The 24,772-nt window shown below is 44.4% G+C and carries 19 protein-coding genes; 5 read left to right on the plus strand and 14 right to left on the minus strand.

Translation table 11 applies throughout. From position 1 onward, the window contains the following. Window positions 1–4: 4 nt before the first annotated feature. From J4N42_RS09675 to sixA, 7 genes are all read right to left on the minus strand, one after another. On the minus strand, window positions 5–724 hold the full coding sequence (locus J4N42_RS09675; protein ID WP_252027668.1) for a protein phosphatase CheZ: 720 nt from the start codon (window positions 722–724) through the stop codon (window positions 5–7). Window positions 725–771: 47 nt separating this feature from the next. Continuing rightward, window positions 772–1,140, minus strand: coding sequence for a chemotaxis response regulator CheY (gene cheY, locus J4N42_RS09680; RefSeq protein ID WP_161153530.1), 369 nt, complete (start codon window positions 1,138–1,140; stop codon window positions 772–774). A 45-nt stretch (window positions 1,141–1,185) separates the two neighbouring features. Next, entirely contained in the window at window positions 1,186–1,917 is a 732-nt protein-coding gene (locus J4N42_RS09685) for an RNA polymerase sigma factor FliA (protein ID WP_252027669.1), read from the minus strand. After that, window positions 1,910–2,797, minus strand: coding sequence for a MinD/ParA family protein (locus J4N42_RS09690; RefSeq protein WP_252027670.1), 888 nt, complete (start codon window positions 2,795–2,797; stop codon window positions 1,910–1,912). The genes J4N42_RS09685 and J4N42_RS09690 overlap by 8 nt, the downstream gene beginning before the upstream one ends. A gap of 13 nt (window positions 2,798–2,810) precedes the next feature. Beyond that, window positions 2,811–4,286 (minus strand): flagellar biosynthesis GTPase FlhF, encoded by a 1,476-nt coding sequence (flhF, locus tag J4N42_RS09695; RefSeq protein ID WP_252027671.1) that lies wholly within the window; start codon window positions 4,284–4,286, stop codon window positions 2,811–2,813. A gap of 31 nt (window positions 4,287–4,317) precedes the next feature. After that, window positions 4,318–6,411, minus strand: coding sequence for a flagellar biosynthesis protein FlhA (gene flhA, locus J4N42_RS09700; RefSeq protein WP_252027672.1), 2,094 nt, complete (start codon window positions 6,409–6,411; stop codon window positions 4,318–4,320). 202 nt (window positions 6,412–6,613) lie between these two features. Continuing rightward, entirely contained in the window at window positions 6,614–7,078 is a 465-nt protein-coding gene (sixA, locus tag J4N42_RS09705; protein ID WP_252027673.1) for a phosphohistidine phosphatase SixA, read from the minus strand. A 360-nt stretch (window positions 7,079–7,438) separates the two neighbouring features. Between sixA and J4N42_RS09710 the strand changes: the two genes are divergently transcribed. Then, on the plus strand, window positions 7,439–10,216 hold the full coding sequence (locus J4N42_RS09710; RefSeq protein ID WP_252027674.1) for an insulinase family protein: 2,778 nt from the start codon (window positions 7,439–7,441) through the stop codon (window positions 10,214–10,216). A 129-nt stretch (window positions 10,217–10,345) separates the two neighbouring features. Here J4N42_RS09710 and J4N42_RS09715 read toward each other — a convergent pair whose 3' ends face one another. Continuing rightward, window positions 10,346–10,942 carry a VOC family protein gene (locus J4N42_RS09715; protein WP_252027675.1) on the minus strand — a complete coding sequence of 199 codons (597 nt, stop codon included), beginning with the start codon at window positions 10,940–10,942 and terminating at the stop codon, window positions 10,346–10,348. Between the two features lie 224 nt (window positions 10,943–11,166). On the opposite strand from J4N42_RS09715, the gene argS reads away from it, so the two are divergent. Beyond that, entirely contained in the window at window positions 11,167–12,900 is a 1,734-nt protein-coding gene (gene argS / locus J4N42_RS09720) for an arginine--tRNA ligase (protein WP_252027676.1), read from the plus strand. A 98-nt stretch (window positions 12,901–12,998) separates the two neighbouring features. Beyond that, window positions 12,999–13,427: an HIT family protein gene (locus J4N42_RS09725; protein ID WP_252027677.1), complete on the plus strand. Its 429-nt coding sequence runs from the start codon at window positions 12,999–13,001 to the stop codon at window positions 13,425–13,427. A gap of 71 nt (window positions 13,428–13,498) precedes the next feature. Here the strand turns inward: J4N42_RS09725 and J4N42_RS09730 are convergent, their stop codons facing one another. From J4N42_RS09730 to znuA, 5 genes are all read right to left on the minus strand, one after another. Continuing rightward, complete coding sequence (locus J4N42_RS09730) at window positions 13,499–13,729, minus strand: FeoC-like transcriptional regulator (RefSeq protein ID WP_252027678.1); 231 nt, start codon at window positions 13,727–13,729, stop codon at window positions 13,499–13,501. Then, complete coding sequence (gene feoB, locus J4N42_RS09735) at window positions 13,726–15,999, minus strand: Fe(2+) transporter permease subunit FeoB (RefSeq protein WP_252027679.1); 2,274 nt, start codon at window positions 15,997–15,999, stop codon at window positions 13,726–13,728. Before feoB ends, J4N42_RS09730 begins: the two co-directional genes overlap by 4 nt. Next, complete coding sequence (locus J4N42_RS09740) at window positions 15,996–16,226, minus strand: FeoA family protein (protein ID WP_252027680.1); 231 nt, start codon at window positions 16,224–16,226, stop codon at window positions 15,996–15,998. Before J4N42_RS09740 ends, feoB begins: the two co-directional genes overlap by 4 nt. 841 nt (window positions 16,227–17,067) lie before the next feature. Then, a complete protein-coding gene (locus J4N42_RS09745; RefSeq protein ID WP_252027681.1) occupies window positions 17,068–20,412 on the minus strand; it encodes an AraC family transcriptional regulator in 3,345 nt (1,114 codons plus the stop codon). 214 nt (window positions 20,413–20,626) lie between these two features. Continuing rightward, window positions 20,627–21,508: a zinc ABC transporter substrate-binding protein ZnuA gene (znuA, locus tag J4N42_RS09750; RefSeq protein ID WP_252027682.1), complete on the minus strand. Its 882-nt coding sequence runs from the start codon at window positions 21,506–21,508 to the stop codon at window positions 20,627–20,629. Window positions 21,509–21,590: 82 nt separating this feature from the next. Between znuA and znuC the strand changes: the two genes are divergently transcribed. Both znuC and znuB read left to right on the plus strand, forming a co-directional pair. Beyond that, a complete protein-coding gene (gene znuC, locus J4N42_RS09755) occupies window positions 21,591–22,376 on the plus strand; it encodes a zinc ABC transporter ATP-binding protein ZnuC (RefSeq protein WP_252027683.1) in 786 nt (261 codons plus the stop codon). Further along, on the plus strand, window positions 22,369–23,154 hold the full coding sequence (znuB, locus tag J4N42_RS09760; protein WP_252027684.1) for a zinc ABC transporter permease subunit ZnuB: 786 nt from the start codon (window positions 22,369–22,371) through the stop codon (window positions 23,152–23,154). The genes znuC and znuB overlap by 8 nt, the downstream gene beginning before the upstream one ends. Window positions 23,155–23,247: 93 nt before the next feature. Here znuB and purF read toward each other — a convergent pair whose 3' ends face one another. Next, window positions 23,248–24,762 carry an amidophosphoribosyltransferase gene (gene purF / locus J4N42_RS09765; RefSeq protein WP_252027685.1) on the minus strand — a complete coding sequence of 505 codons (1,515 nt, stop codon included), beginning with the start codon at window positions 24,760–24,762 and terminating at the stop codon, window positions 23,248–23,250. Window positions 24,763–24,772: the final 10 nt, after the last annotated feature.

The raw sequence follows: 24,772 nt of genomic DNA on the forward strand, positions 1-24,772 counted from the left end.
ACCCCTAAAACCCAAGACTCGAGAGTAGATCGTCTACTTCATCTTGAGATGAAACTGCGTCGGTTCGCTCGTGAGGGTTCAAAATTGGACCTTCAGGATCGACTGATGCTTTTTTCTTGTTATCGGATGCTTCTTCGGTTTGGTTAGTACCGAAAACGGTTAGGATTTCAACCAAACGACCTTCAACTTCATTCACTAAGGTGATGACACGGCGAATAATTTGACCTGTTAGGTCTTGGAAGTCTTGCGCCATCAATATCTCAGTAAGTTGCCCGCGCAACTCTGAACTGTCGCCTTCAACTTGTGATAGAAGCTCATCAATGCGATGGCAAAGCGCTTTAAACTCAGCTAATTCAATTCTGCCATGCATCAGTTCATTCCACTGTGGACGAACTTTTAACAACCCTTCATGTAGATCGTCGGCAATTGGCATACAGCGATCCACTGCGTCCATCGTTTTGTTTGCAGCAACTTCTGTTTTTTCGATCACGTATTGAAGTCGATCCCTCGCATCGGGGATTTCGTCTTTTGCAATCTCATTCATACGCTCATCGAGATTAAAATTCTTGAGCGAATCATGTAAGTCGCGGGTAAGAGTACCTATTTCTTGAAGCATGGCGTTTTCACCACCCTCGTAGATATTCTTAACTAGCAGGTCGGCTTCTTGCTGCTGCTCTTGTTCGAGCAATTCGACAAGTTGTTTTGCCTGGTCTAATGAAATCATCCTAATATTGGCCTTTTTGCGTTTAACTAAACGCCATAAAAACTGGCTTATAAGCGCTCAAAAATTTTGTCTAGTTTTTCTTTAAGAGTAGCTGCGGTAAACGGTTTAACAATGTAGCCATTTACACCAGCTTGAGCAGCTTCAATGATTTGTTCGCGTTTAGCTTCTGCTGTAATCATCAGTACAGGCAGGTGCTTAAGCTCATCATCAGCACGAATGTTCTTCAGCAAATCGATTCCTTGCATCCCTGGCATGTTCCAGTCAGTCACGACAAAATCGAAATCACCTTTCTTCAACATAGGCAATGCAGTCAGGCCGTCATCCGCTTCTTGGGTATTATTGAAGCCCAAATCGCGAAGTAGATTTTTAACGATACGGCGCATTGTTGAAAAATCGTCAACAATAAGAATTTTCATATTTTTATTCAAAATTGCCTCCACTGAGTTTGATATCAGTGATTGTTATTCATGTTCCGTCCAAGCACTTAATTTGGTACGTAGACGCTGCATTGATTGGCTGAGTATTTGGCTAACGCGAGACTCGCTAACACCAATAACTTCACCAATTTCTTTTAAGTTTAACTCTTCATCATAATAGAGCGAAAGTACTAAGGCTTCACGCTCTGGTAGAGATTTTATTGATTCTATCAATGCTTTGCGGAAAGATTCGTCTGCCACACCCTTAAACGGTGTATTATCATCATCTTCCGTTGGTGCAATTGCATCATCAGAAACACCTAGATCTTCAATTCCCACTAACCGAGAACAATTAATGTCTGTTAATGCAGTGTGGTACTGATCTATCGACATATCTAGGTATTTCGCTACTTCAGCATCCGTTGGATCGCGATTTAACTCACTTTCCAAGGTCGAAATCGCCTGGCTAATTTCTCGATTATGCTTATGCACGGAGCGAGGAACCCAGTCTCCGCGCCTGATATCATCGAGCATAGCGCCACGAATACGAATGCCAGCATATGTTTCAAAGCTGGCACCTTTGCTTCCGTCGTAATTTTTTTGGGCTTCAAGCAAGCCGATCATGCCGGCTTGGATCAGGTCGTCAACCTGAACACTTGGTGGTAAGCGGCCGAGTAAATGGTGCGCAATACGTTTGACCAATACAGAGTACTTCTCCAAAAAAATCTTTTGGCTATTTTGATTAGCATATTGGTCGTAAGTCAGCGCTTTATTCACTGAATGTTTCCCCTAAAATGTCTGTTCGATTTAATAATCGCTCTACAAAGAATTCTAGATGACCACTCGGAGTTTTGGGAATTGGCCAAGTAAGTGCTTTATTTGCCAACGAGCTAATTGCCAAAGCTGCTGGAGAGCGAGGAAACGCATCCACAACAATTTTTTGTTTTTTAACCGCTTGGCGTACTTTGTCATCTAATGGAATACATGCTACGAGTTCAAGGCTCACATTCAAGAACCTCTCTGTGACCAAAGTCAACTTTGCAAATAATTCTCTACCTTCACGGTAGCTTCTGACCATATTTGCAACAACTTTGAAGCGCTGAACCTGATGTTCTTTGCTCAAAAGTTTGATCAGAGCATATGCATCAGTGATCGACGTTGGCTCATCACATACCACAACAACAACATCCTGAGCGGCACGTGAGAAACTGATAACCATATCAGAAATACCAGCTGCCGTATCAATTAGCAACACATCCATTTCTTCTTCGAGACTACCGAACGCTCGAATCAACCCTACATGCTGTGCATGTGAGAGTTCAGTCATACTTTGCGTGCCTGAGGTCGCTGGAATAATCTTAATTCCATGCGGTCCTTCTACAATGGTATCTTTAAGCTCGCACTCACCGGCTAAAACATGGCCCAAATTAAGTTTTGGGCGAATCCCTAGCATCACATCGATGTTAGCTAAGCCTAGATCTGCATCTAGTACCATGACGTTTTTACCTTGGCGCGCCATACTAATGGCAAGGCCTAAGGTGACATTTGATTTACCTACACCACCCTTACCGCCAGTTACGGTAATAACCTTGGTTAATGATGGTTGCGTTAAGCGGCGTAAGCCACTTGCTTGGTCATGTATCATTTTATTTGTCATAATTTTTCGCCGCCTAGAGCCTCTCGTCTGAGTCACTATTCCAGTAGTGAGGCTCATTATCTGTCGACTTTTCAAGTAATTCGTTCGCTTTGGCTACCATGTATTTTGGCTGTGCTAAGACGATGTCCTCAGGTACACGCTGTCCATTTGCTATGTAAGCGACTGGCAAAGCATTTTGTACAACAACACTCACAAATTCCCCCAAGCTAAGCGATTCATCGAGCTTGGTCATAATACAACCAGAGAGCGGGATACGTCTGAAATGCTCTATGGTTTCTTGTAGCACTTTCCTTTGCGCTGTAGCTGGCAATACAAGATAGCTATGAATCACTTCTCCACTCTCTTGCATTAACGTATCTAGTTGCTCAGACAAGCGAACATCTCGCTGTCCCATACCTGCTGTATCGACTAAGATCAGGCGGCGATTCCGTAACTGATAAATTACATCGGCTAACTCGTTGGAATCTTTAGCAACTTTTACAGGGCATCCCATAATTCTTCCATAAATGGACAGTTGCTCATGTGCACCGATACGGTAAGTATCCGTTGTTACCAGTGCGACATTGTCTGCACCGTACTCCATCGCAGCTCTCGCGGCCAGTTTAGCAATAGTGGTCGTCTTACCTACACCAGTAGGACCAAGCAAGGCTACAATCCCACCGCGCTTTAAAATATCTTGTTTAGAGACTGGGATTTGGTCGGCAACCAAACCTAGCAACGCCTTCCAAGCTTTCGTTGGTGGCGTATCTTCGGGAATATAACAAGCCAACTGATCTGCAAGCTCAGATGACACTCCCATTCGCTCTAAACGTTTAATAAGCATAGCTCTTAGCGGCTCACGACGTTCGACTTCTTGCCACATTAACCCTGATACTTGGTGCTCTAGAAGGCGACGAATCGAAGTCATCTCTTCTTTCATTCCTTCGAGCTCTTCATTAGGTAACGATTTATCGTTTTGGCGCTGTCTGTCGTACCTCGAAGGATCTAGGCGTGGAGGTGCTTTCTCAACTCTGCGGTCTTCTGCAATCAAGCGCGCTAAAGGAGAATCCGCCTTTGGCATGATGCTGTCGCGATCATTTTGGTCATTCTGACGTTTAAGCAGGGCAGACAGTGAATCCTCGTTCTCGGATTTACGTACCGGCTCAGGTTCTTGTCCGTTACTGTACTGCTTAAGCATGTTGGCAAACCGTTTAGTCATTGAGTGACCGTTGTCTGCTCCAGCTTTGAGGCTTACTTTATCATCCTCGAGCTGCCGCTGAGCGGGCTTATGAGAAGCCACAGATGATGCCTGAGTGTAGTTATTTCTCGGACGAGAGCTATAGGCATTTGCTGAACGTTCATTGGCTTGCTCACCATCAACTGCGGCAACAATTTCAACGCCACCTGCGACTTTTTTGTTAGACATGATCACGGCATCAGCACCAAGTTCTTCTTTGACTTGGAGCAAAGCGGTACGCATATCTTTGGCAAAAAATCGTTTAATCTTCAAAGTAGATGTCCATTTAAGAATTGGTTAACAATCAATTTCCAACTGCCTGTACAATTCGTATTTGTTTCTCATCTGGAATTTCTTGGTAAGACAGAACCCGAAGCGATGGGATCGTGTTCTTAACAAATTTCGCGAGTGTCGAGCGCAATACCCCAGAAGTAAGGAGTACAGCAGGCTCACCTTTAAGTTCTTGATCTTGAGTTGCTTGACTCAAAGAAGACTGCAGTCTTTCCGCTAAACCAGGTTCAATGCCTGCCGATTCTCCACCGGATGCTTGCATGGTCTGATGCAATATTTGTTCCAGCTCAGGAATCAAGGTAATAACAGGTAATTCTGGCTCTATCCCATTGATTTCCTGAACGATCAGGCGTTTCAAGGAAATACGGACTGCTGCGGTCAAAATGTCGGGTTCTTGACTCTTCGTTGAGTATTCGGACAAAGTTTGAACAATGGTACGAATATCACGAATCGGAATCGCTTCGTTAAGTAAGTTCTGCAGTACTTTAACCACCACACCAAGCTGGAGTTGATCAGGTACAAAGTTCTCCACCAACTTCGGTGCGCTGCGCGATAGCATTTCAAGTAGATTTTGAACTTCTTCATGTCCAATAAGCTGAGATGCGTTGTTGGTCAGTAACTGACTCAAGTGTGTAGCAAGTACCGTTGACGAATCGACTACGGTATAGCCCAATGCCTGAGCGTGTTCTCGTTGCTCTTCTTTAATCCAAACAGCTTCTAAGCCAAAAGCAGGGTCAATAGTTGGCTCACCCTCAATCATTCCATACACTTGCCCCGGGTTAATCGCAAGCTCTTGGTCTGGGCGAATTTCAGCTTCACCGACTGCCACGCCCATTAAAGTGATTCGATAACTATTTGGGGTTAACTCAAGGTTGTCGCGAATATGTACCGCTGGAATGAGAAAACCGAAATCTTGCGACAGTTTTTTACGAACGCCTTTAACGCGTTCAAGTAGTTCCCCACCTTGGTCACGATCCACCAAAGGAATCAATCGGTACCCCACTTCTAGGCCAATAACATCGACGGGTTGAACATCATCCCAAGACAGTTCTTTTTGAGTAGGTGCTTCGGCTTCTTTTTTAACCGGAAGTTTGGCTTCTTCTGCTTCTTTTTTCTGCTTACGCGTTATCCAGTACGCCCAACCACCAGCCATCGCAGCAAGCAGCAAGAACGCAAAGTGCGGCATGCCAGGAACAATCCCCATGACACCCAAAATACCTGCCGTAATCATCAGCGCTTTAGGGTTGTCGAACATCTGGAATACGACCTGTTGCCCCATGTCCTCGTCCGTGTTCTGACGAGTCACCATAATCGCAGCACCAATAGAAAGAAGTAGTGATGGTATTTGCGCCACTAGACCATCACCGATAGTCAATAGCGTGTAGATTTCAATCGCGTCACCGAAACCTAGCCCGTATTGAGCCATACCAATCGATAGACCACCGATGATGTTGATAAATAGGATCAAGATACCGGCTATCGCGTCACCTTTAACAAACTTAGAGGCACCATCCATAGAGCCGTAGAAATCCGCTTCTTTTGTCACTTCAAATCGACGTGTTCGCGCCTGCTCTTGATCAATCAACCCCGCGTTTAGGTCGGCATCAATCGCCATTTGTTTACCCGGTAAGGCGTCCAACGTGAATCGCGCGCTTACCTCGGAAATACGCCCTGCACCTTTTGTTACAACCATGAAGTTGATGATCATTAAGATAAGGAAGACCACTAGACCAACGGCGTAATTACCACCAATAACAACGTTACCAAATGCCTCGATCACGCTACCCGCAGCCCCTGGCCCCTCGTGGCCATGCAGCAAAACTACACGAGTTGAAGCAACGTTGAGCGCTAGACGCAGCAGAGTCGCAATAAGTAGTACTGTCGGAAATGCAGCAAAATCTAGTGGACGCCTGGTGTACACAGTCACCAATAGCACCACCATCGCTAGTGCAATATTAAAGGTAAAAGACAGATCGAGAACAAATGCAGGTATTGGCAGGACAACCATCGCCAATGTAGCGAGAACCATGACTGGCGCGCCAATAGCCGGCATCGCTCGCTGTGGAATTGAAGGCAGTTTATCCGCAAATGGAAGTGAAAATTTCATAGCTCAGCTGGCGGTCTCGATTGAAAATATTGATTAGTATTGAATTACTTAAATCAGGAATGCAAAAATTAGTCCGCTTTACATCGTCAAAATAATGGCTGGCTAGGTTTTGTACCAGAGTAAGATAAATTAGCCGAAACCTAAGCAACGACTAACCAAATCTAAAGCACTGTCAGAGAACTGGCTGTTCTCTACCGCTCTATTAAGGATGGATATGCCAACTTTGTTGACCAGACTGACTTGCCGGTTCGAAGTCAATACACATGAGGCCGGACGTTGGGAACATTGGAGGAACCATGTCAGTCACGAACTCTGCAGAGAGATATCCAACAAGTGGTAGATGGGACACTAGCAGCACCGATTGTAAGTTTTCAACTTCAATCAAAGCGGAAACATAGTCAAACACTTGTTCAGATTGACCATAGGGAGTGATATCTTCACTGGTTTCTACACTTTTGGCTGTAAAGTGTTGCCCAATAGCTTCCCAAGTTTGCTGTGCTCTTAGGTAGGGACTGACAAGTACCTTGTCAAACTCATGAAAACCTTGCTCGCGACAAGCACGGGCTACTGAGATCGATGCATCTCGACCTCGTTCAGTAAGAGGGCGCTCAGCATCAGAGGAAGCAAAATGCTCCGCTTCTCCGTGGCGCATAATGAATATTTTCATTCTTGGTTCCTAAACTACTTGTATTTATATCTGGCAGTCTTTTGCTGCTCTTTCTATTCCGACGGATTCTTAGCTACGCAAAGCAGTTCGATCCAATACACGCAGTCACCCTCATAATAAACCGCTAAAGAGACTCGGTTTTGGGGTGTGTGGGTATAACAATAATTATATCAACAACCTTGCTAATTACGCTGACTTTTTTAACAATCTATTAAAACGCTATGACCTACGTAGCGTTTATGATTATTTAACCCTGCCCTATATTTGCAGCTCTCTGTTTCATAGTCATAATTGAACAATAACTGATAATTACGCGTTATGCCTTTTGAGTCATAAAAAGGCACTTTTCGGAGAATTGCTGTGCACGTAAGCCCAAATGATACTAATCAATACCGCTACATTACGTTGGCTAATGGTTTACGAACCTTGTTGGTTCACGATCCCGATGCACAGAAGTCCGCAGCTGCTCTCGCGGTCAATGTTGGGCATTTTGATGATCCAAGTGACAGAGAAGGATTGGCGCATTACTTGGAACACATGCTTTTTCTTGGCACAGAAAAGTACCCGAAGGTGGGCGAGTTTCAAAGCTTTATTAATCAACATGGTGGTAGCAACAACGCTTGGACCGGGACAGAGCATACCTGCTTCTTTTTCGATGTTTCTCCAAACGCTTTTTATAAAGCCCTAGATCGTTTTAGCCAATTCTTTACCGCGCCCCTGTTCAATGAAGAAGCGCTTGATAAAGAGCGTCAAGCCGTAGAGTCCGAATACAAACTTAAGCTCAATGACGACTCTCGACGTCTATACCAGGTTCATAAAGAACTGATTAATCCGTCTCACCCATTTTCTAAATTTTCAGTCGGCAACCTCGAAACACTAGGTGACCGTGACGGGCAGTCGATTCGAAGTGAAATCGTCCAGTTTCATCAGCAGCAATATTCTGCCGATTTAATGACACTAACATTAGTCGGAGAGCAACAACTTGATGAGCTAGAGCAATGGGCTAGCGAGCACTTCTCTTCCGTGGTCAACAATCAGTTAGCAGGTAAGTCGATCGATGTAGAGTATTCTGCGCCATCCAGTACGGGTATCACTGTACATGTCGAGCCAGTCAAAGAGATCAGAAAACTCATCCTCGCATTCGCGATGCCAAGCGTCGACGACTACTACCAAACTAAACCACTCTCTTATTTAGCTAATCTACTAGGCTATGAAGGTGAAGGTAGCCTGATGCTCGCCTTGAAAGATCAAGGCTGGGTAACCTCTCTGTCTGCAGGCGGTGGGGTAAGCGGCAGTAATTACCGAGAATTTACCGTCAGCTGCGCGCTCACGGAGCAAGGGCTTGAGCACACCGACACCATTATTCAATCCGTATTCCATTATTTAGAGCTGATAAAGCAGCAGGGAATGGATGAGTGGCGATACAATGAGAAGCAAGCTGTGCTCGAGTCCGCTTTCCGTTTTCAGGAGCCAACACGACCGCTAGACCTTGCCAGCCACCTTGTTATTAACATGCAACATTACGCCAGTGAAGACGTGGTATACGGCGACTACATGATGATCGAGTATGAAGAAGCGACCATTCGACGCTTCATGGATTACATGACAATTGATAATCTGCGTACAACCATCATTGCTAAACATCAGCATTTTGACCAAATCGCTAAGTGGTATTCGACTCCCTATTCGGTCGCTCCGTTTAGCCAGCAACAAATTGACATTTATCGTAGCGAAAATAGTGACTTCCCATTAGCGCTGCCTCCAAAAAACCCATTTATTTGCTACGACCTCGATCCCCAGCCACTCGAATCTAACAGCGAGCTGCCAGAAGTGATTGAAGAATTGGATGGTTTTACGCTTTGGCATCTACAAGATCATCAATTCAGGGTGCCTAAAGGCGTTATTTACGTTGCCATAGACAGCCCCCATTCTGTAGCAAACCCTCGAAACATAGTGAAGACGCGCCTGTGCGTAGAAATGTTCTTAGATTCTTTAATTAAGGAAACCTATCAGGCCGAAATCGCTGGGATGGGTTACAACATGTACGCCCATCAAGGTGGTGTGACTTTAACGATTTCTGGCTTTAGTCAGAAACAACCTGAGTTGATGAAAATGATTTTGCAGCGTTTCGCTGCACGCGAATTCAACAGCCAGCGTTTCGACTCAATAAAGCAACAGTTGTTACGCAGTTGGAATAATTCTGCGCAAGATCGTCCTATATCGCAGCTGTTCAATGCTATGACCGGGATTTTACAACCCAATAACCCACCTTACCAAGACTTAATAGCCGCACTTGAAAGCATCGAAGTGAATGAACTCGCGGAGTTTGTAGAGAAGATCCTAGCTGAATTGCACGTCGAAATGTTCGTCTATGGTGATTGGCGTAAAGAAGACGCGCTTCAATTGGCTACGACTCTTAAGGACGCGCTACGAGTAAGTAATCAAAGTTACGAAGAGTCGCTACGCCCACTTGTCATGCTTGGCGAGAACGGTACTTTCCAGCGTGAAGTTCATTGCGATCAAGAAGATTCTGCTATTGTAGTCTACTACCAGTGTGAAGACATCGAGCCCAAAAGCATCGCGTTGTATTCACTGGCAAATCACCTCATGTCTGCGACGTTTTTCCACGAAATTCGTACCAAGCAGCAACTGGGTTATATGGTGGGAACTGGCAACATGCCGCTAAATCGCCACCCTGGTATTGTGCTTTATGTTCAGTCTCCAAATGCCGCGCCTTCAGATTTGATCAGCTCCATCGATGAGTTTCTCAATGCCTTCTATATGGTGCTGTTAGAGCTGAACGAATATCAGTGGCACAGCAGTAAGCGAGGACTGTGGAACCAGATTGCAACACCTGACTCGACGTTACGCGGTCGAGCTCAAAGGTTGTGGGTAGCAATCGGTAATAAAGACCACACTTTCGACCAGAAAGAACGCGTTTTGGAAGAACTAAAACAACTCAGTCGTACAGACATGATCCGTTTCGTCGTCAACCAACTTAAACCTCGGACTGCTAACCGTTTGATCATGCATACCCAAGGTAACGCACATCATGAATCGGCAGCCCTAGACCTAGGCCTAGAGATCGGTTCGATTGAAGAGTTCCAGCTCAGGCCAAAAGACGTTGACCTTGGTTAAAAACAAACACGAGAACTAGGACAAGCAGCTTGAACTAAAACATTCCGTTTAATTTAAAAATAACAAAGGGAGTCGTTGGCTCCCTTATGCTTTTCCTAAACTCAAGTGATCAAACTAGACCGTCAACTTTTAGCCTTGTTCTGATTCCACAATGCGCTTTAAGCTATGAGGATGCAGTTTGATACATATTCCCTGCCACTTAAACGCAACAGTTGGGTTATTCAGCCGCTCCCCCTCTCCTTTAGGGCTAGACAGTTTCACTTTAACGCCCTGATCCGCCAAGTGATCCCAATGGGCATCAAGTTTAGGAAACTGAGCGCGAATTTCTGCTGAAAACTCTTCAGCAGTTGTAGCTTGGCTCGGAATAACAAATTCAACATGCTCCCAGCTCTGTTCTGGGTAGGTTTTTCCAGCCGCTGGGTAAGGTAGCTCTAAGCACTCTATCGACCACTTTCCCCAATGGAGCGGCTTATCAAAGGCCATCACAATGATCGGGCGGCCATTAATCGTTGCTTGCGATATCACCTCCCCCTCTTTTTGCCACTCTTGATGCGCCAGTTTCGCCAACTCAGAATCATTAATTCTCAAAGCAATATGATCGGCTTGAAAATCGGTCAGATTAATATGCAAGAGTTCGGTTAAAGCTTGAATTTTATGCATAAAGCTATCAAGTTGAAGCTTCATCTGAGAAGGCATAAGGTTAGCGTTGAGAAGTGCTTGAGGCATTTTTGATAATCCAAAACATTGATTTTTCCGCAATACTAACAAGATTAGGGTGAAAAGTAGAAAAATTCCCAATTAACTCCCTACAAGCATGTCGATAAAGTTGGTATTATGTGCGCCAATTTATGAACAAAATTCAGATATGCATATCGCTCTATGAGTGAATAAAATGCATAGCTAACATTTCCCTAGTAATAAACAATTCCCAAGAATTGAAGGAAACGCGTGTGAATATCCAAGCACTTATTAATGACAAAGTATCTCAGGCTCTTGAAGCCGCCGGCGCACCAGCAGGAAGTCCTGCTGCAGTCCGACAATCTGCAAAGCCACAGTTTGGTGATTACCAAGCAAATGGAGTAATGGGTGTTGCTAAGAAGCTAGGTACAAATCCACGCGAGTTCGCACAAAAGGTATTGGACGTTCTAAACCTAGAAGGCATTGCAAGCAAAACTGAAATCGCTGGCCCTGGTTTTATCAACATCTTCCTTAGCGAAGAGTTCCTGGCAAAGCAAGCCGATGCTGCACTTGCAGACTCACGTCTAGGCGTGGCGAAAGAGTCTGAAAAGACTATCGTTGCGGATTACTCTGCGCCTAACGTAGCGAAAGAAATGCACGTGGGCCACCTACGTTCTACTATCATCGGTGATGCCGTTGTTCGTACCCTTGAATTCCTTGGCCATAAAGTGATTCGTGCTAACCATATTGGTGACTGGGGTACTCAATTCGGCATGCTAATCGCTAACCTTGAGCGCGTACAACAAGAGTCTGGCGAAGTTTCAATGGAGCTATCAGACCTTGAAGCGTTTTACCGCGAATCTAAGAAGCTTTACGACGAAGATGAAGAGTTCGCAGTAAAAGCACGTGGCTACGTAGTAAAACTTCAAAGTGGTGACGAATACTGCGCAGAAATGTGGAAGAAGCTTGTCGATGTCACTATGGTTCAAAACCAGCGTAACTACGACCGCCTAAACGTATCACTGACGCGTGATGATGTGATGGGTGAAAGCATGTACAACGACATGTTGCCAGGTATTGTTGCCGATCTTAAAGAAAAAGGTCTGGCACAAGAAGATGATGGCGCACAAGTTGTTTTCCTAGATGAATACAAAAACAAAGACGGCGACCCTATGGGCGTTATCATCCAAAAACGTGATGGTGGCTTCCTATACACAACCACTGATATTGCATGTGCGAAGTACCGCTACGAGCAATTTGGCGCAGACCGCGTATTGTACTTCATCGACTCTCGTCAACATCAACACCTAATGCAAGCTTGGACAATCGTTCGCAAAGCTGAGTACATCCCAGAGTCAGTCTCGCTTGAACACCATGCGTTCGGCATGATGCTAGGTAAAGATGGCAAACCATTTAAGACTCGTGCAGGTGGTACGGTTCGCCTAGCGGATCTTCTAGATGAAGCAGAAGAGCGTGCAGCTAAGTTGATCGAATCTAAGAATTCATCACTTGATGCGGAAGAGAAAGCTAAGATTGCAAACACAGTAGCAATGGCAGCGGTTAAGTACGCGGATCTATCTAAGCACCGCACTACTGACTACGTGTTCGATTGGGATAATATGCTAGCTTTTGAAGGCAACACCGCGCCTTACATGCAGTATGCATTCACTCGTGTATCTTCTATTTTCGCTAAAGCAGGCGTGTCTATGGACGAACTGCAAGGCGAAATTAAGATCACGGATGAAAAAGAGAAAGCACTTATCGCTAAACTGATGCAGTTCGAAGAAGCAGTTCAGTCTGTTGCTCGTGAAGGTCAACCACACATCATGTGTAGCTACCTATTCGAACTAGCAGGTCAGTTCTCTAGCTTCTACGAAGCTTGTCCAATCCTAGTCGCTGAGGACGAAAGCGTTAAGCAAAGCCGCTTGAAACTGGCGGCATTAACCGCGAAGACGATTAAACAAGGCCTTTCTCTACTTGGTATTGATACGCTAGAGCGTATGTAAAGTGAGTCTGGAGCGATAAAGAAGGGTTGGCGTGAGAGCGTCAACCTTTTGTTTTATTGGGATATATACCCTGCACAATAATAGAATGGATTAGCACTATGAGTTTTGAACTGCATCCGCAATTAGCAAAAGATACCAGTGTGATTGGTGAGTTTCCGCTATCCCTTGCTCTGCTGCATAAAGATAACGCCGTCCCTTGGGTTATTTTGGTACCTAAACGTACTAACCTAAAAGAGCTTCACCATCTGCCAATGAAAGAGCAGCAGCAGTTTTTGATTGAATCTCAAGCCGTTAGCCAAGCATTGGAAGCCACCTTCCGCCCAGATAAGCTAAACCTAGGTGCTCTTGGCAACATGGTGCCTCAACTGCACATTCACCACATAGCGCGCTTTACAGATGACGTCGCGTGGCCAGGGCCGGTTTGGGGAAATACTAACGGAGTATTCCGCTCTGAAGAAGAACAACGCGAAGTACTAACGCGAATTCAGAACGTACTTTCACTGAGCTCTCAATTCCGTAAGCTCTAACCACCAAAAGATTAAGACGACAAAAAGCCGCTGTTAAAACAGCGGCTTTTTTAAGCTAAGAGCCTAGGCGGCTACATTCTGACCGTAAGCGAAATAGCACCTGCGTGATTCACACAATACCTTATTCTCGTAATATGGTCGGATTTATTGGTATCAACCATTTTCGAGATAACACCTTTACGAATCCATACCGACAGCATTGCATCCACGCCATCTTCACTAAGCGAAAATTTCTTCGCTAGCTCTTTTCTCGAAACAAATCCAGAGTGTTCAATGTAGCGCTTTAGCTCATTTAAGATCATGCCGTTTGTACCTCCAAGTCAGGCGCATTTTTCTTACCCGCGACTTTTAACATGCGAAGAACCACAAAGCCCGTACCAATCACTGTCACAATGCATACCGAACTATAGATAGGATGTTCAGTGAAGTGAGTTACTTGGTTGTAAAGCGTTGCAGAACCATACGCTAACCCCATGGTCCAAGCGGCAATAAAACGCGCATACATTTGTCCAAACTCACGAACATATGCCCCCATTGCGGCTACACAAGGAGTGTATAGCAAGATAAAGATAAGATAAGCAAATGCTGCATTACCTGAGGCAAAATACCCTTTTAAGTTACCAAAAATTGACTCATCCACTTCAGACTCTTCAGCGAAAGCAGACTTATCTGTTAAATCACCAACTTCTATCCCTAGAGGATCTGAGTAGCTTAAACCCGCTAGATTATCTGGAATCGTCATTACGGCTTCTTCTAAGCTCGCCATTAAGTCAAATTCAGCTTCTTCGCTTTCACTTGGTGCATATAGGCTGTTTAGCGTACCTACAACTGCTTCTTTAGCAAAAATACCTGTAATAATCCCTACTGTCGCTGGCCAGTTATCTCCATTTACACCAATCGGCTCAAACACAGGAGTCACAACTTGAGCAGCTTTAGACAATACTGAGTTTTCACTGTCTTCATTGCCAAATGAGCCATCTGTCCCGATTGAGTTGAAGAAGCTCAAAATTGCTACGACCACAACAATCGTTTTACCGGCACCAAGTACAAATCGTTTAAGTTTCTGCCAAGTCTTGATCATCACGTTTTGCAGTGTAGGTAACTCATAATCAGGCATCTCCATGATCAGGTGTTCACTAGAGCCAGGGTAAAGCGTGCTTTTCAAGATGAGGCCAGTGAAAACCGCAGCTAGGATTCCAAGTACATACAATGCGAAAACAACATTTTGCCCACTTTCAGGAAAGAACGCGGCAGCAAACAGGGCGTATACTGGAAGGCGAGCACCACATGACATAAACGGCGCCATTGAGGCAGCGAGTTTACGCTCTCTTTCTTGATCCAATGTACGCGTTGCCATGATAGAAGGCACGTTACATCCAAAGCCGAGTACCAAAGGAACAAACGCCTTACCTGGCAAACCAATTTTTTGCATTACTTTATCCAGAACGAATGCCGCACGAGACATATAGCCTGAACTTTCTAGCACTGCTAGGAATAGATATAAGCAAGCGATCACAGGGATAAAGGTCGCGACCGTTTGAACACCACCACCAATACCGTCTGCAATTAATGTTGATAGCCAAATCGGCAAATGATCATCTAAAAGGTAGTGCCCGCCATCCACAAATACTGCACCAAAACTGATGTCAAAGAAGTCAATAAACGCGCCACCGACGTTTATGGCGAACATAAACATCAAGTACATGACAACAAAAAAGAAAGGAACACCAACCCACTTGTTTAAAATGACATTGTCTATTTTCTCAGACAATTTGTGAGTCAGCTTGCCTTCCATGCGACGAACTGCTTTACACTGTTCGTGTAGCAGCGTGTACTTGGTATCAGCTACTAATAGATCGACATCTATTCCCAGTTCATTAATTTGCTTTGACACCAATTCTCTTTCAGCTGATTTGAGTGCGTTGATGACTAGTCGATCATTTTCCAAAGCTCGAATTGCTAACGCACGCTCAGACGATTCTTGTCCTGCAAATAAAGGGGTAATTACTTCAAGCGCTCGTTCAAAAGCTTCACCATAGTCGAGAGAGAGTTCATCAAGCGTCACCCCTTGCACAATAGTCTTATGCAATTGATCTTTGAAAGCGTTAACTTCTGCTTTTTTGTTTGCAGAAATGGCAAAGACTGGGCAACCGAGCAGTTTCTGTAGTGCTTTGATATCCAATACTTGTCGGTCACGTTTCAGCGCATCCATCTTGTTGACCACCACAACCATTGGGCGACCAAGCTCGCGCAGCTGCAAAGTCATATATAGAGAGCGCTCAAGGCACGTAGCATCTACAACATTGACGATAAGATCTGCCGGGTGAGTTAAAACCGCTCTAGAAGCAATGGACTCATCAATACTGTTCGCATCGTTGCCACTGTCTAAGGCATAGATACCAGGCAGGTCTGTCAACGAGAAGTGATCGCCAGCATGAGTAAATGCACCTGTTTTCTTTTCAACCGTTACACCTGCCCAGTTACCTACTTGCTGCTTAGCGCCGGTGAGACCGTTGAATAAGGTCGTTTTTCCGCTGTTCGGGTTTCCTACCGTCAGTACTGTGTAGTTCATGCTAACTTCTCCACGTTCACTGCAGCTGCAATAGCTTCGCGTAAAGCCAGCGATACCCCACGTACTTCAAATTGCATCGGGTCCCCCATCGGAGCTCGTCGAATAAAGGTTACTGAAGTATTAGGTAGAATCCCCATAACCATGAGTTTCTTTCTAACATCGCTTGCTAAGTTGTCGAATGAACGCACGACGGCGACATCTCCTGGGTTCAACTCTGATAACTTCATAAGTCCCTGCTCAAATCAAAAGTGGTAATGAGAAATATTTTTATTAACAATTGTGATTGTATCGATAAATACCCCTTCTAAATTTGTGTGAAATCAAAGTTTGCATAAATGAACACGTTGCTTTCGTAAAAATAAAGCTCGTTAAAAACGTCAATTAAACCAATAGACCCGACAATTACCTCCGCATGGACATATACTTAAACCCAATCAAATATCGTGATTATCATTCCAAAACAGTAGGTTACGGGCAACTTCCAAAAACTGTCGCTTTTCTTATGGGGATTTGTCGTTAATTTTATAAGTAAAATAAGTCCAATATTTTATAGTTAATCACGTCGAGAGGGTCATCCCCTCAAAACAGAATTCCAGAGGTGATATAGCAATGCTATATCACTCCGGCAGCAAGCGAAGGTGTCATTGGCACCCGTGGTATAGTCCCCCCGGCTATACCACGATATTTTTTTTCTTATTCCCCACCCATCTAAGTAATCTCTCAATCACACCCTGTACAACCAAATTGAACTTTACTCTCTGCGTTTATCGAAGCGTTCACGTTGTTTCCATTTAAATCTGTACTTACCAAATACAAATAGCCAGGTTTGCCATACAACGAGTGGTTGCTAGCACATCGAATGTTTAGCAGGTTCTAGCGAGCTATTACGTGTAGGGCTGTGAGTCGTTGTCGCATCCGCAAACAATGTACCTAAAAGCGGCACAGACATCATAAGGATATCCGGGTATGAACAAGCCCAATATAAAAAGAGCGCGATAATCGTGCCGTTTTGGAGAGCAAGTAAATAAGAGAAGCGCTTTAGGACAAAGCGCTAGCATAAGGTAGAGTTCAATCTGCCTCGTATGTTTCAATGAACTGAGTAGGCGGCACGCCAAAATGATGCTTAAAACGCTGGCTGAAATAGGATGGATCATTAAAGCCACAATCAAAAGCAACATCAGAGACCTTTTCACCATTAAGAAGCTTTTGGCATGCGCGTTCTAAGCGAACTTCATTAAGGTACTCTTTGAACGTTTTTTCGGTTGCCGACTTAAATCTACGCTGAAGACTGCGTTCCGACATAAATAGAAGCTTAGCAGCACTCGCCGTTCCAAAGTCAGGATCAGAATAATGATTAGAGACTAACCCTTCGACTTTCTGTAGCCACTCTTGTTCTGGTCCAATTGTACTTTGCTGAACCTCTAAAGGCGCTGTAGTAGGCTCATGCTGATTGTCAGTTTCTAACTCGGTACGCTTCCAACTGAGTTCGATCAGATTGCGCTCTTGTGAAATATAAGTATTAAAACTGCCATCATTTAGCTGAACTAGCTCGGCTAAATTGACAGAGCTAACTTCATCTTCATTGACACTAGGAGACTCACCAAAAGGTTTTCCACCATCAATCAGCTTTAGAACGGCTCGGCCATCTTTACTTGTCAGTTCAAGTCTAACAATCTGAGACTTGAAACAGCGCTTCAAAGCACTATCAAACAAGGTATTAAGCACTACATCCAAATTGAAATTCATCAATTCGATATGTATATCATCCTGCTCTGAGAAAAATTCAAGTTCAATATCTGCTTTAGCAAACTCATTCCTCCACCCATCAATAATGGTTTGGATTAGTACCGGTAGATTATGAATTTGCTTCGTTCCCGTGCCATCGCTTTTAACATCACGAAGAATGTTAAGCTCGCTAGAGACTTGGGTAAGCGCAGAGCTCTCTACCATTCCATTCTTCGTTGCGGCAGACTGGAGCAAAGAAGTGATTTTAGACTGAATCGAACCAACAAACTGATCATAAATGAGCTGTCTGATTTCAAGCTGCTTGCGAAGCTGCTGGTTATTGGTCAGCAAAATGCGACTTTGATGCCTAAGCTGGTTAGTTTTCAACGCTACCTGCGCCTTTAACATTTTGTTCGTGGCAACAATAATCCTTGATCGCCAAATAATAACGATTGAAATGAACAGCAGCACTACCATTACCATGACAGATACAGCGAGATTTGTTAAATACCAAGGTTCCTTTACGGTAAAACTTTGTTCTATTGTTTCAAAATCTAAGTTCACCAAAGAGGCACGCTTGACTCTAATGGTGTAGTCCCCGGGCAATAGGTGGTCTAACGTTAATTGGCGGCCTTCCAGCTCAGTCCAACGGTCATCACCTTCCACTTGGTACAGTAGTTTTTGAGTATTGCTCTCGGGCAGTATTCCCAACAAAAAACTGATCGAATCCCCGTAGCTCAATACGATATTCTCAGCAGGCTTATTACCCGTGGAAAGTACCTGATGGTTGACGCTTATTTGGCTAAATAAAGTCTGCTGCTCAGGAAGAGGATCCACTAACAATTCGTCAGCATTTACTTTAATTAACCCCTTCCTTACCCCCAAAATCAGTTCGTTCGCCCCATCGAAAGAGCGGTCACACAGGCCGGCAACAAATTCGTTGTTCAGAAGACCAAACGGCTCGCCAAAGTGTTTTCTTAGATGACCGGATTCGTTGTAATGGGAAAGCCCAGTGGAAGAGGTAAGCCAAATGCCGCTGTCGTCATGAAGTAAACAGCGTGGGCTCAAGTTCTGCTCGTTAAGCTCAATCGCTTGTATCGCATCCCGATTGTTTTCAAAGCGATAAACACCATAAGCACCTGCGACCCAAACACCACTGCGGCTAGAAAGAATATCGATAACTTGGCCAAAGTTGTGGCTTTCGCGTACAAACCTAACTTCGCGATCTTTCAGCTGATAAACGCCATGGTCGGTGCCGATAAGCAATCCATGCTCTTCGCTTGAACGCAGTTTCGTCACCTTGGCAGGTAGATACTTATCAATAAGCCACGCTTCACCATAATCTTTAAAAGCATTGATTTTAGGGTCAAACGACCAAAGCTGCTCACCCTTGGTTCCCCATAGTACCCCATCAGCACTGATTTCTATTTGTTCTACCGGTTGGGTCCTTATTGCTTTAGGTAGGTGTCCACCAATGACTTTACCTGTCAACGCATCTAGGCAGACAATGCCAATATCCGTCGCAAGCCACAATATGCCGTCTCTCATGACTAAATCATGGACCTGGCGTCTATAAACAACCTTTTTGGTAGGACGTTGACCTAAAGTAACTTGATAAAGAGCTCGGTTACTCACTAACCAATACCCTTCTTGCTGCTCATTTTTTAGAATTTTGGTGATGGATTCATTGCTCGAAACTGAAGTAAGAAGATGATTGGGAATACGCTGAAACTTCTTACTATACAGTGAGTAATATCGAATTCCTCGGTCAGTAGCAATCCATACACCACCCACTCCATCATTGATTAGCGAATAGACCTTTCTCCCTTTGAGCGAAAAGTCATTCACATTATTGCTTTGCAGTTCAGTCAGTTCGCCGCTCAGAAATGAATATACGAACAAGCCTCTTTCGGTGCCTACCCAATATTCGGATTCTGTTTCTGTAAACGAAAGAACGTGACCTTTACCAATAAGTTCAATCGGCTTGTCTGGCTGTGCGAGATCAATAATGATCATCCCTTTCAGTGTTCCAACCAATATTTCTCTTCTGGCTTTGGAGAAGTACAGTTTCTCTACGAAGTGCTTGTTGGAAAGCCCAATATGGCTAAACGTCGAGTTATCAGACAAATAAACGCCTGAGTTGGTCGCCAATACCCATTTAGACAACACTCTCTGTGCATCATTGATAGTCACATGGCTCGACTGATTGTATTGATAAAGCTCCATCAAGGAGTACGATTTAAAGTCTCTCGTATCAACTTGATAGGTATAAAAATATTTGTCATCTGTAACCCAAATATACCGGCCAGAACTTCCTATTTTTTGGATGCTGCTGCCTGGGGTTAAGCTAAAAATGAGCTCGCGCTCTTGGTTTGGATAAGTACGATAAATTTCGTTGTCGACAAATGACCAGAACGCGTTATTGAGAAAAGCCAGTTGCTCGTTAGTGTTGTCGAGCACAGAACCGGTTCTTGGTAGGATATTTTGCCCGTCAAAAAACACTAAACGGCCATGGACATCATGAATCCAGATCCCTCCTTGATCGCCTAAATAGAGGTTTTTAGACGCAAAAACCTTCCCTTCCGCTTGGGTGGGTAACGGGTATAAGACTGTAGAAGACGTATCTTCAGCAATGCTCGCGACTGAAAACAGAAGCGAGCACAGCAAGAGAATCGTTCGGAAAAGCAAACCAAGTCCTTTTAGCAACAATGCATATCAAGCCACCGCGCCAACCGACATCACTTGCCTTCCCATTCTGAGGAGAAGTACAAATACTAAGTATCGTTATCGTACATTATTTTGCGGCGCTAATTATCCCAATTCTATATCAATCGCTTGATAATGAAAGTGTTATAGAGCACCGGTTCTACAAAATCTCCCTCAGGTCAAAGAATTTTCTTGATTACTTACTCAGGCAATCGGAGAAATCTGACGCCATCGAGGTTAAGAACGTAAAGTAGCTACCAGACTGTACTGGGATTTCTGAACCGATCGGATCTAAAACACCCACATCAACAGAACTTCCACGTGTAACAGATTCGATAACTGCCGGAGTAAACTGTGGCTCAGAAAACACACATTTTACTTCATCATTTTTTAAAGCTGTTCGGATGGAAATTAGCGTTTTAGCACCCGGTTTTCGCTCAGGAGAGACCGTGAAGTAACCAAGATGGTTCAAGCCGTAGTCAGACTCAAAGTAACCGTAAGCATCATGGAAAACATAGTACCCTTGCTCTTTTATTGGGAATAATTGGGTGTCGATGTCTTTCTTCACTTTGGCCATTTCAGCTAAGAAGGCCGCGAGGTTCGCTTCGTAGGTAGCCTTATTTTCTGGATCAATGTTCGCAAGTTTTGCAGCAATAGCTTGCGCGACTTGTACCGTGGTCTCGTTACCTAACCAGAAATGAGGGTCGTGGCTACCATGGTCGTGGCCTTCATGAGCATGTGCCCCACCCGCGTATTCTCTTAGCTTAAGGTTTGGGATATCACTCAAAGTTAGAACTTTCGGCTGAGATTCCAATACCTTGTCAAGAAACGGCTCAAGATCATGTCCAAACCAAATCACCAAATCCGCTTGTCGAATACGTTTAACGTCTGACGGTTTTAACGCATAGTCGTGAGGAGAAGTGTTAGTACTAAGGAGTACCTCTGGCTCAGATACTCCTTCGGTTAATTCGTAGGTAATCATTTGTATTGGTTTAATACTGGTTAAGACAGTTTTTGCCGACGTAACAGTTGGAGCAATGGCTAGCGGTAACAATAGTAGTGGTAGTAATTTCTTCATGAGCTTATGAGTTGAGGCTGTGGCTTTAATTGGGAACTAATGTTACATTATAACATTAGTTATTTGCAAATGAGTTCCATTCATGTCTTCTTTAGTTGAGCTGCATAATATCCAAGTGCGCTTTGGGCAAAAAAACGTTCTTGATAATGTCAGTCTTAGTCTAGAAAAAGGGAAAATCACGACCCTTATTGGGCCTAACGGAGCAGGCAAGTCGACCCTTGTCAAAGTTTTACTCGGATTACAAAGTGTTCATTCTGGTCACATATCTAAGCCCGCTAAATTGCGGATTGGCTATGTGCCCCAAAAGCTAAAGCTCAATGACTCACTTCCACTTGACGTAAAACGCTTTCTTAAACTTGCTGGTCGTTTCAGCGATCAAGAGCTACTCGATGCACTCAAACTCGTCGGTGCTGAGCATTTGATTCGCAACAACATGCATCAATTGTCCGGAGGTGAAAACCAACGTGTTTTACTTGCTAGAGCATTGCTACAAAGACCAGACTTACTTGTATTGGATGAACCTGCTCAAGGAGTTGACGTTCAAGGACAAATTGACCTCTACGAATTAATTGATAATATTCGCCATCGATTTGGGTGTGCTGTATTTATGGTCTCACACGATTTGCATTTAGTCATGGCAAAAACTGACGACGTCATTTGTTTGCACCACCATGTGTGCTGTTCAGGTGCGCCGGCAAGTATTGCGAAACACCCAAAGTACATTGCCCTATTCGGCAGCGCTGAGCGCGAAAGTTTGGCTTTTTACCACCATGAGCACAGCCATCACCACCACGATTTGGCAGGTCAGCCAGTAAAAGGGGACGCAGCAGGCTGTGCTAACCACCAACACGGTCACACCCATGATTGAGTTTTTATTGCCTTCAATACTTGCAGGCCTAGGCATTGCGCTTATCGCCGGCCCATTGGGCTCTTTTGTTGTATGGCGACGAATGGCCTATTTCGGCGACACTCTGGCACATGCATCGCTTATGGGCTTAGCGCTCGGCTTTCTATTCGATATTAATATCTACTTCGCACTGCTGATATGTAGTATGTCTTTAGCCGTTGTGTTGGTGACATTGCAAAAGCAGAAGCTCGTGGCTACTGATACATTGCTTGGTATTCTCGCGCATAGCGCATTGTCGTTAGGCTTAGTCGCAGTGAGCTTCTTGGATAATGTTCGCGTCGATCTTATGAGCTATCTGTTTGGTGATCTACTCGCTGTCTCACCTTCGGATTTACTGGTTATCTATGCTGGCGTCGTCGCTGTTGCCGCGACACTATTTATTTTTTGGCGACCGCTGCTATCTACTACGGTTAATGAAGATTTAGCGTCAGTTGAAGGACACAATGTTGACTTGATGCGTCTCGTCTTAATGCTGATGGTTGGCTTGGTGATAGCAGTTGGCATGAAGTTTGTGGGCGCGTTGATCATGACATCGCTATTGATCATTCCTGCTGCGACAGCTCGTAGATTTGCTCGAACACCAGAACAGATGGCGCTCATAGCCTCAATGCTTGGCGTAGTGAGTGTCTTATGTGGCCTTTCATTATCTTGGCATTTAGATACACCTGCTGGGCCATCTGTCGTTATTAGCGCGACGTTCTTATTTGTCCTTAGCCAAGCAGCTAAGATCCGTCATTAAGAAAATGATTCGCCAGTAGCAAAGTGTCGTTTTTTACAACGTTAGTTCACACATAAAAAGAAAGGCTTCCATTTGGAAGCCTTTCTTTATGCATTAAGCCCCTTCGTTATGAAGGTCGATGTTTGCGAGCTCTTGCAAAATCTCGGCTTGAATCTTTGCATCGTCACTTCTTAGTGACTCAAGGTAATCTAAATACTCTTGATTAATATCACCCGTAACGTATTCACCGCTAAATACAGACGTTTCAAACTGAGCAATATCACGATTACCTAAGCCGACTGCATCAACAAGGTCTTCCAAGCTTTGGAAGATTAACTCATCAGCGCCGATTTGCTTACAGATTGCATCATTATCACGACCATGAGCAATAAGTTCGTTGGCGGTCGGCATATCAATACCGTATACGTTAGGGAAACGAATTTCAGGTGCGGCTGATACCATAAATACTTGTTTCGCACCTGAGTCACGAGCCATTTCAATGATTTGCTCAGATGTTGTACCGCGCACAATTGAATCATCAACTAGCAGGACATTCTTGCCTTTAAATTCAGAGCGAATTGCGTTGAGCTTGCGACGCACTGATTTCTTGCGTTGCTGCTGACCCGGCATAATAAAGGTACGGCCAACATAGCGGTTCTTAACAAAACCTTGGCGGTATGGCTTATCGATCGCTTGTGCGATTTGAAGTGCAATATCGCACGACGTTTCTGGAATTGGGATAACCACATCAATATCGAGGTGCGCGTACTCATCTTTAATACGCTGACCTAGTTTTTTACCCATTTCTACTCGAGCACTGTACACCGAAATTTTATCGATAAACGAGTCAGGTCGAGCAAAGTAGACAAATTCGAAGATACAAGGGTTAAGCGTCGGGTTGTCAGCACACTGCTGTGTGTGTAGTTCACCGTCAAATGTCGCATAGATAGCTTCACCTGGCGCTACGTCACGTACAAAGTCAAAACCTACCGCATCCAATGCAACAGATTCAGACGCTACCATGTACTCTACGCGCCCTTCTACTTCTCGTTTACCCAAGCAAAGTGGTCGAATACCATTTGGGTCACGAAATGCAATCAAGCCATGTCCGATGATCATCGCAACCACAGCGTACGCGCCACGAATAGTACGATGAACATTTGTCACTGCACGAAAGACATCTTCAGAAGTAACATTTCCTTTCACCATGTCAATTTCATGAGCTAATACGTTCAGCAATACTTCTGAGTCAGAAGTAGTATTGATATGACGACGGTCTTTCTCGCAAATTTTGTCACGCACTTTGTGCGCATTGGTTAAGTTACCGTTGTGAGCGAGTGTAATACCAAAAGGAGAGTTAACATAGAATGGTTGAGCTTCTGAAGCACTTGAACTACCTGCTGTTGGGTAACGAACATGGCCAATACCAACGTTGCCCTGTAGGCGCTGCATGTGTTTTGCTTCAAAAACATCTTTCACTAAACCGTTCGCCTTACGCAGACGAAAACGATTGCTTTCTATGGTACAAATACCAGCGGCATCTTGGCCACGATGCTGTAATACCGTTAACGCGTCATAAATTGACTGGTTTACAGGCGTTGTACCCACGATTCCAACAATACCACACATGTCTTAACCC

The organism is Vibrio sp. SCSIO 43135 (assembly GCF_023716665.1).
In the GTDB taxonomy this organism is placed as follows: Bacteria; Pseudomonadota; Gammaproteobacteria; order Enterobacterales; family Vibrionaceae; genus Vibrio; species Vibrio paucivorans.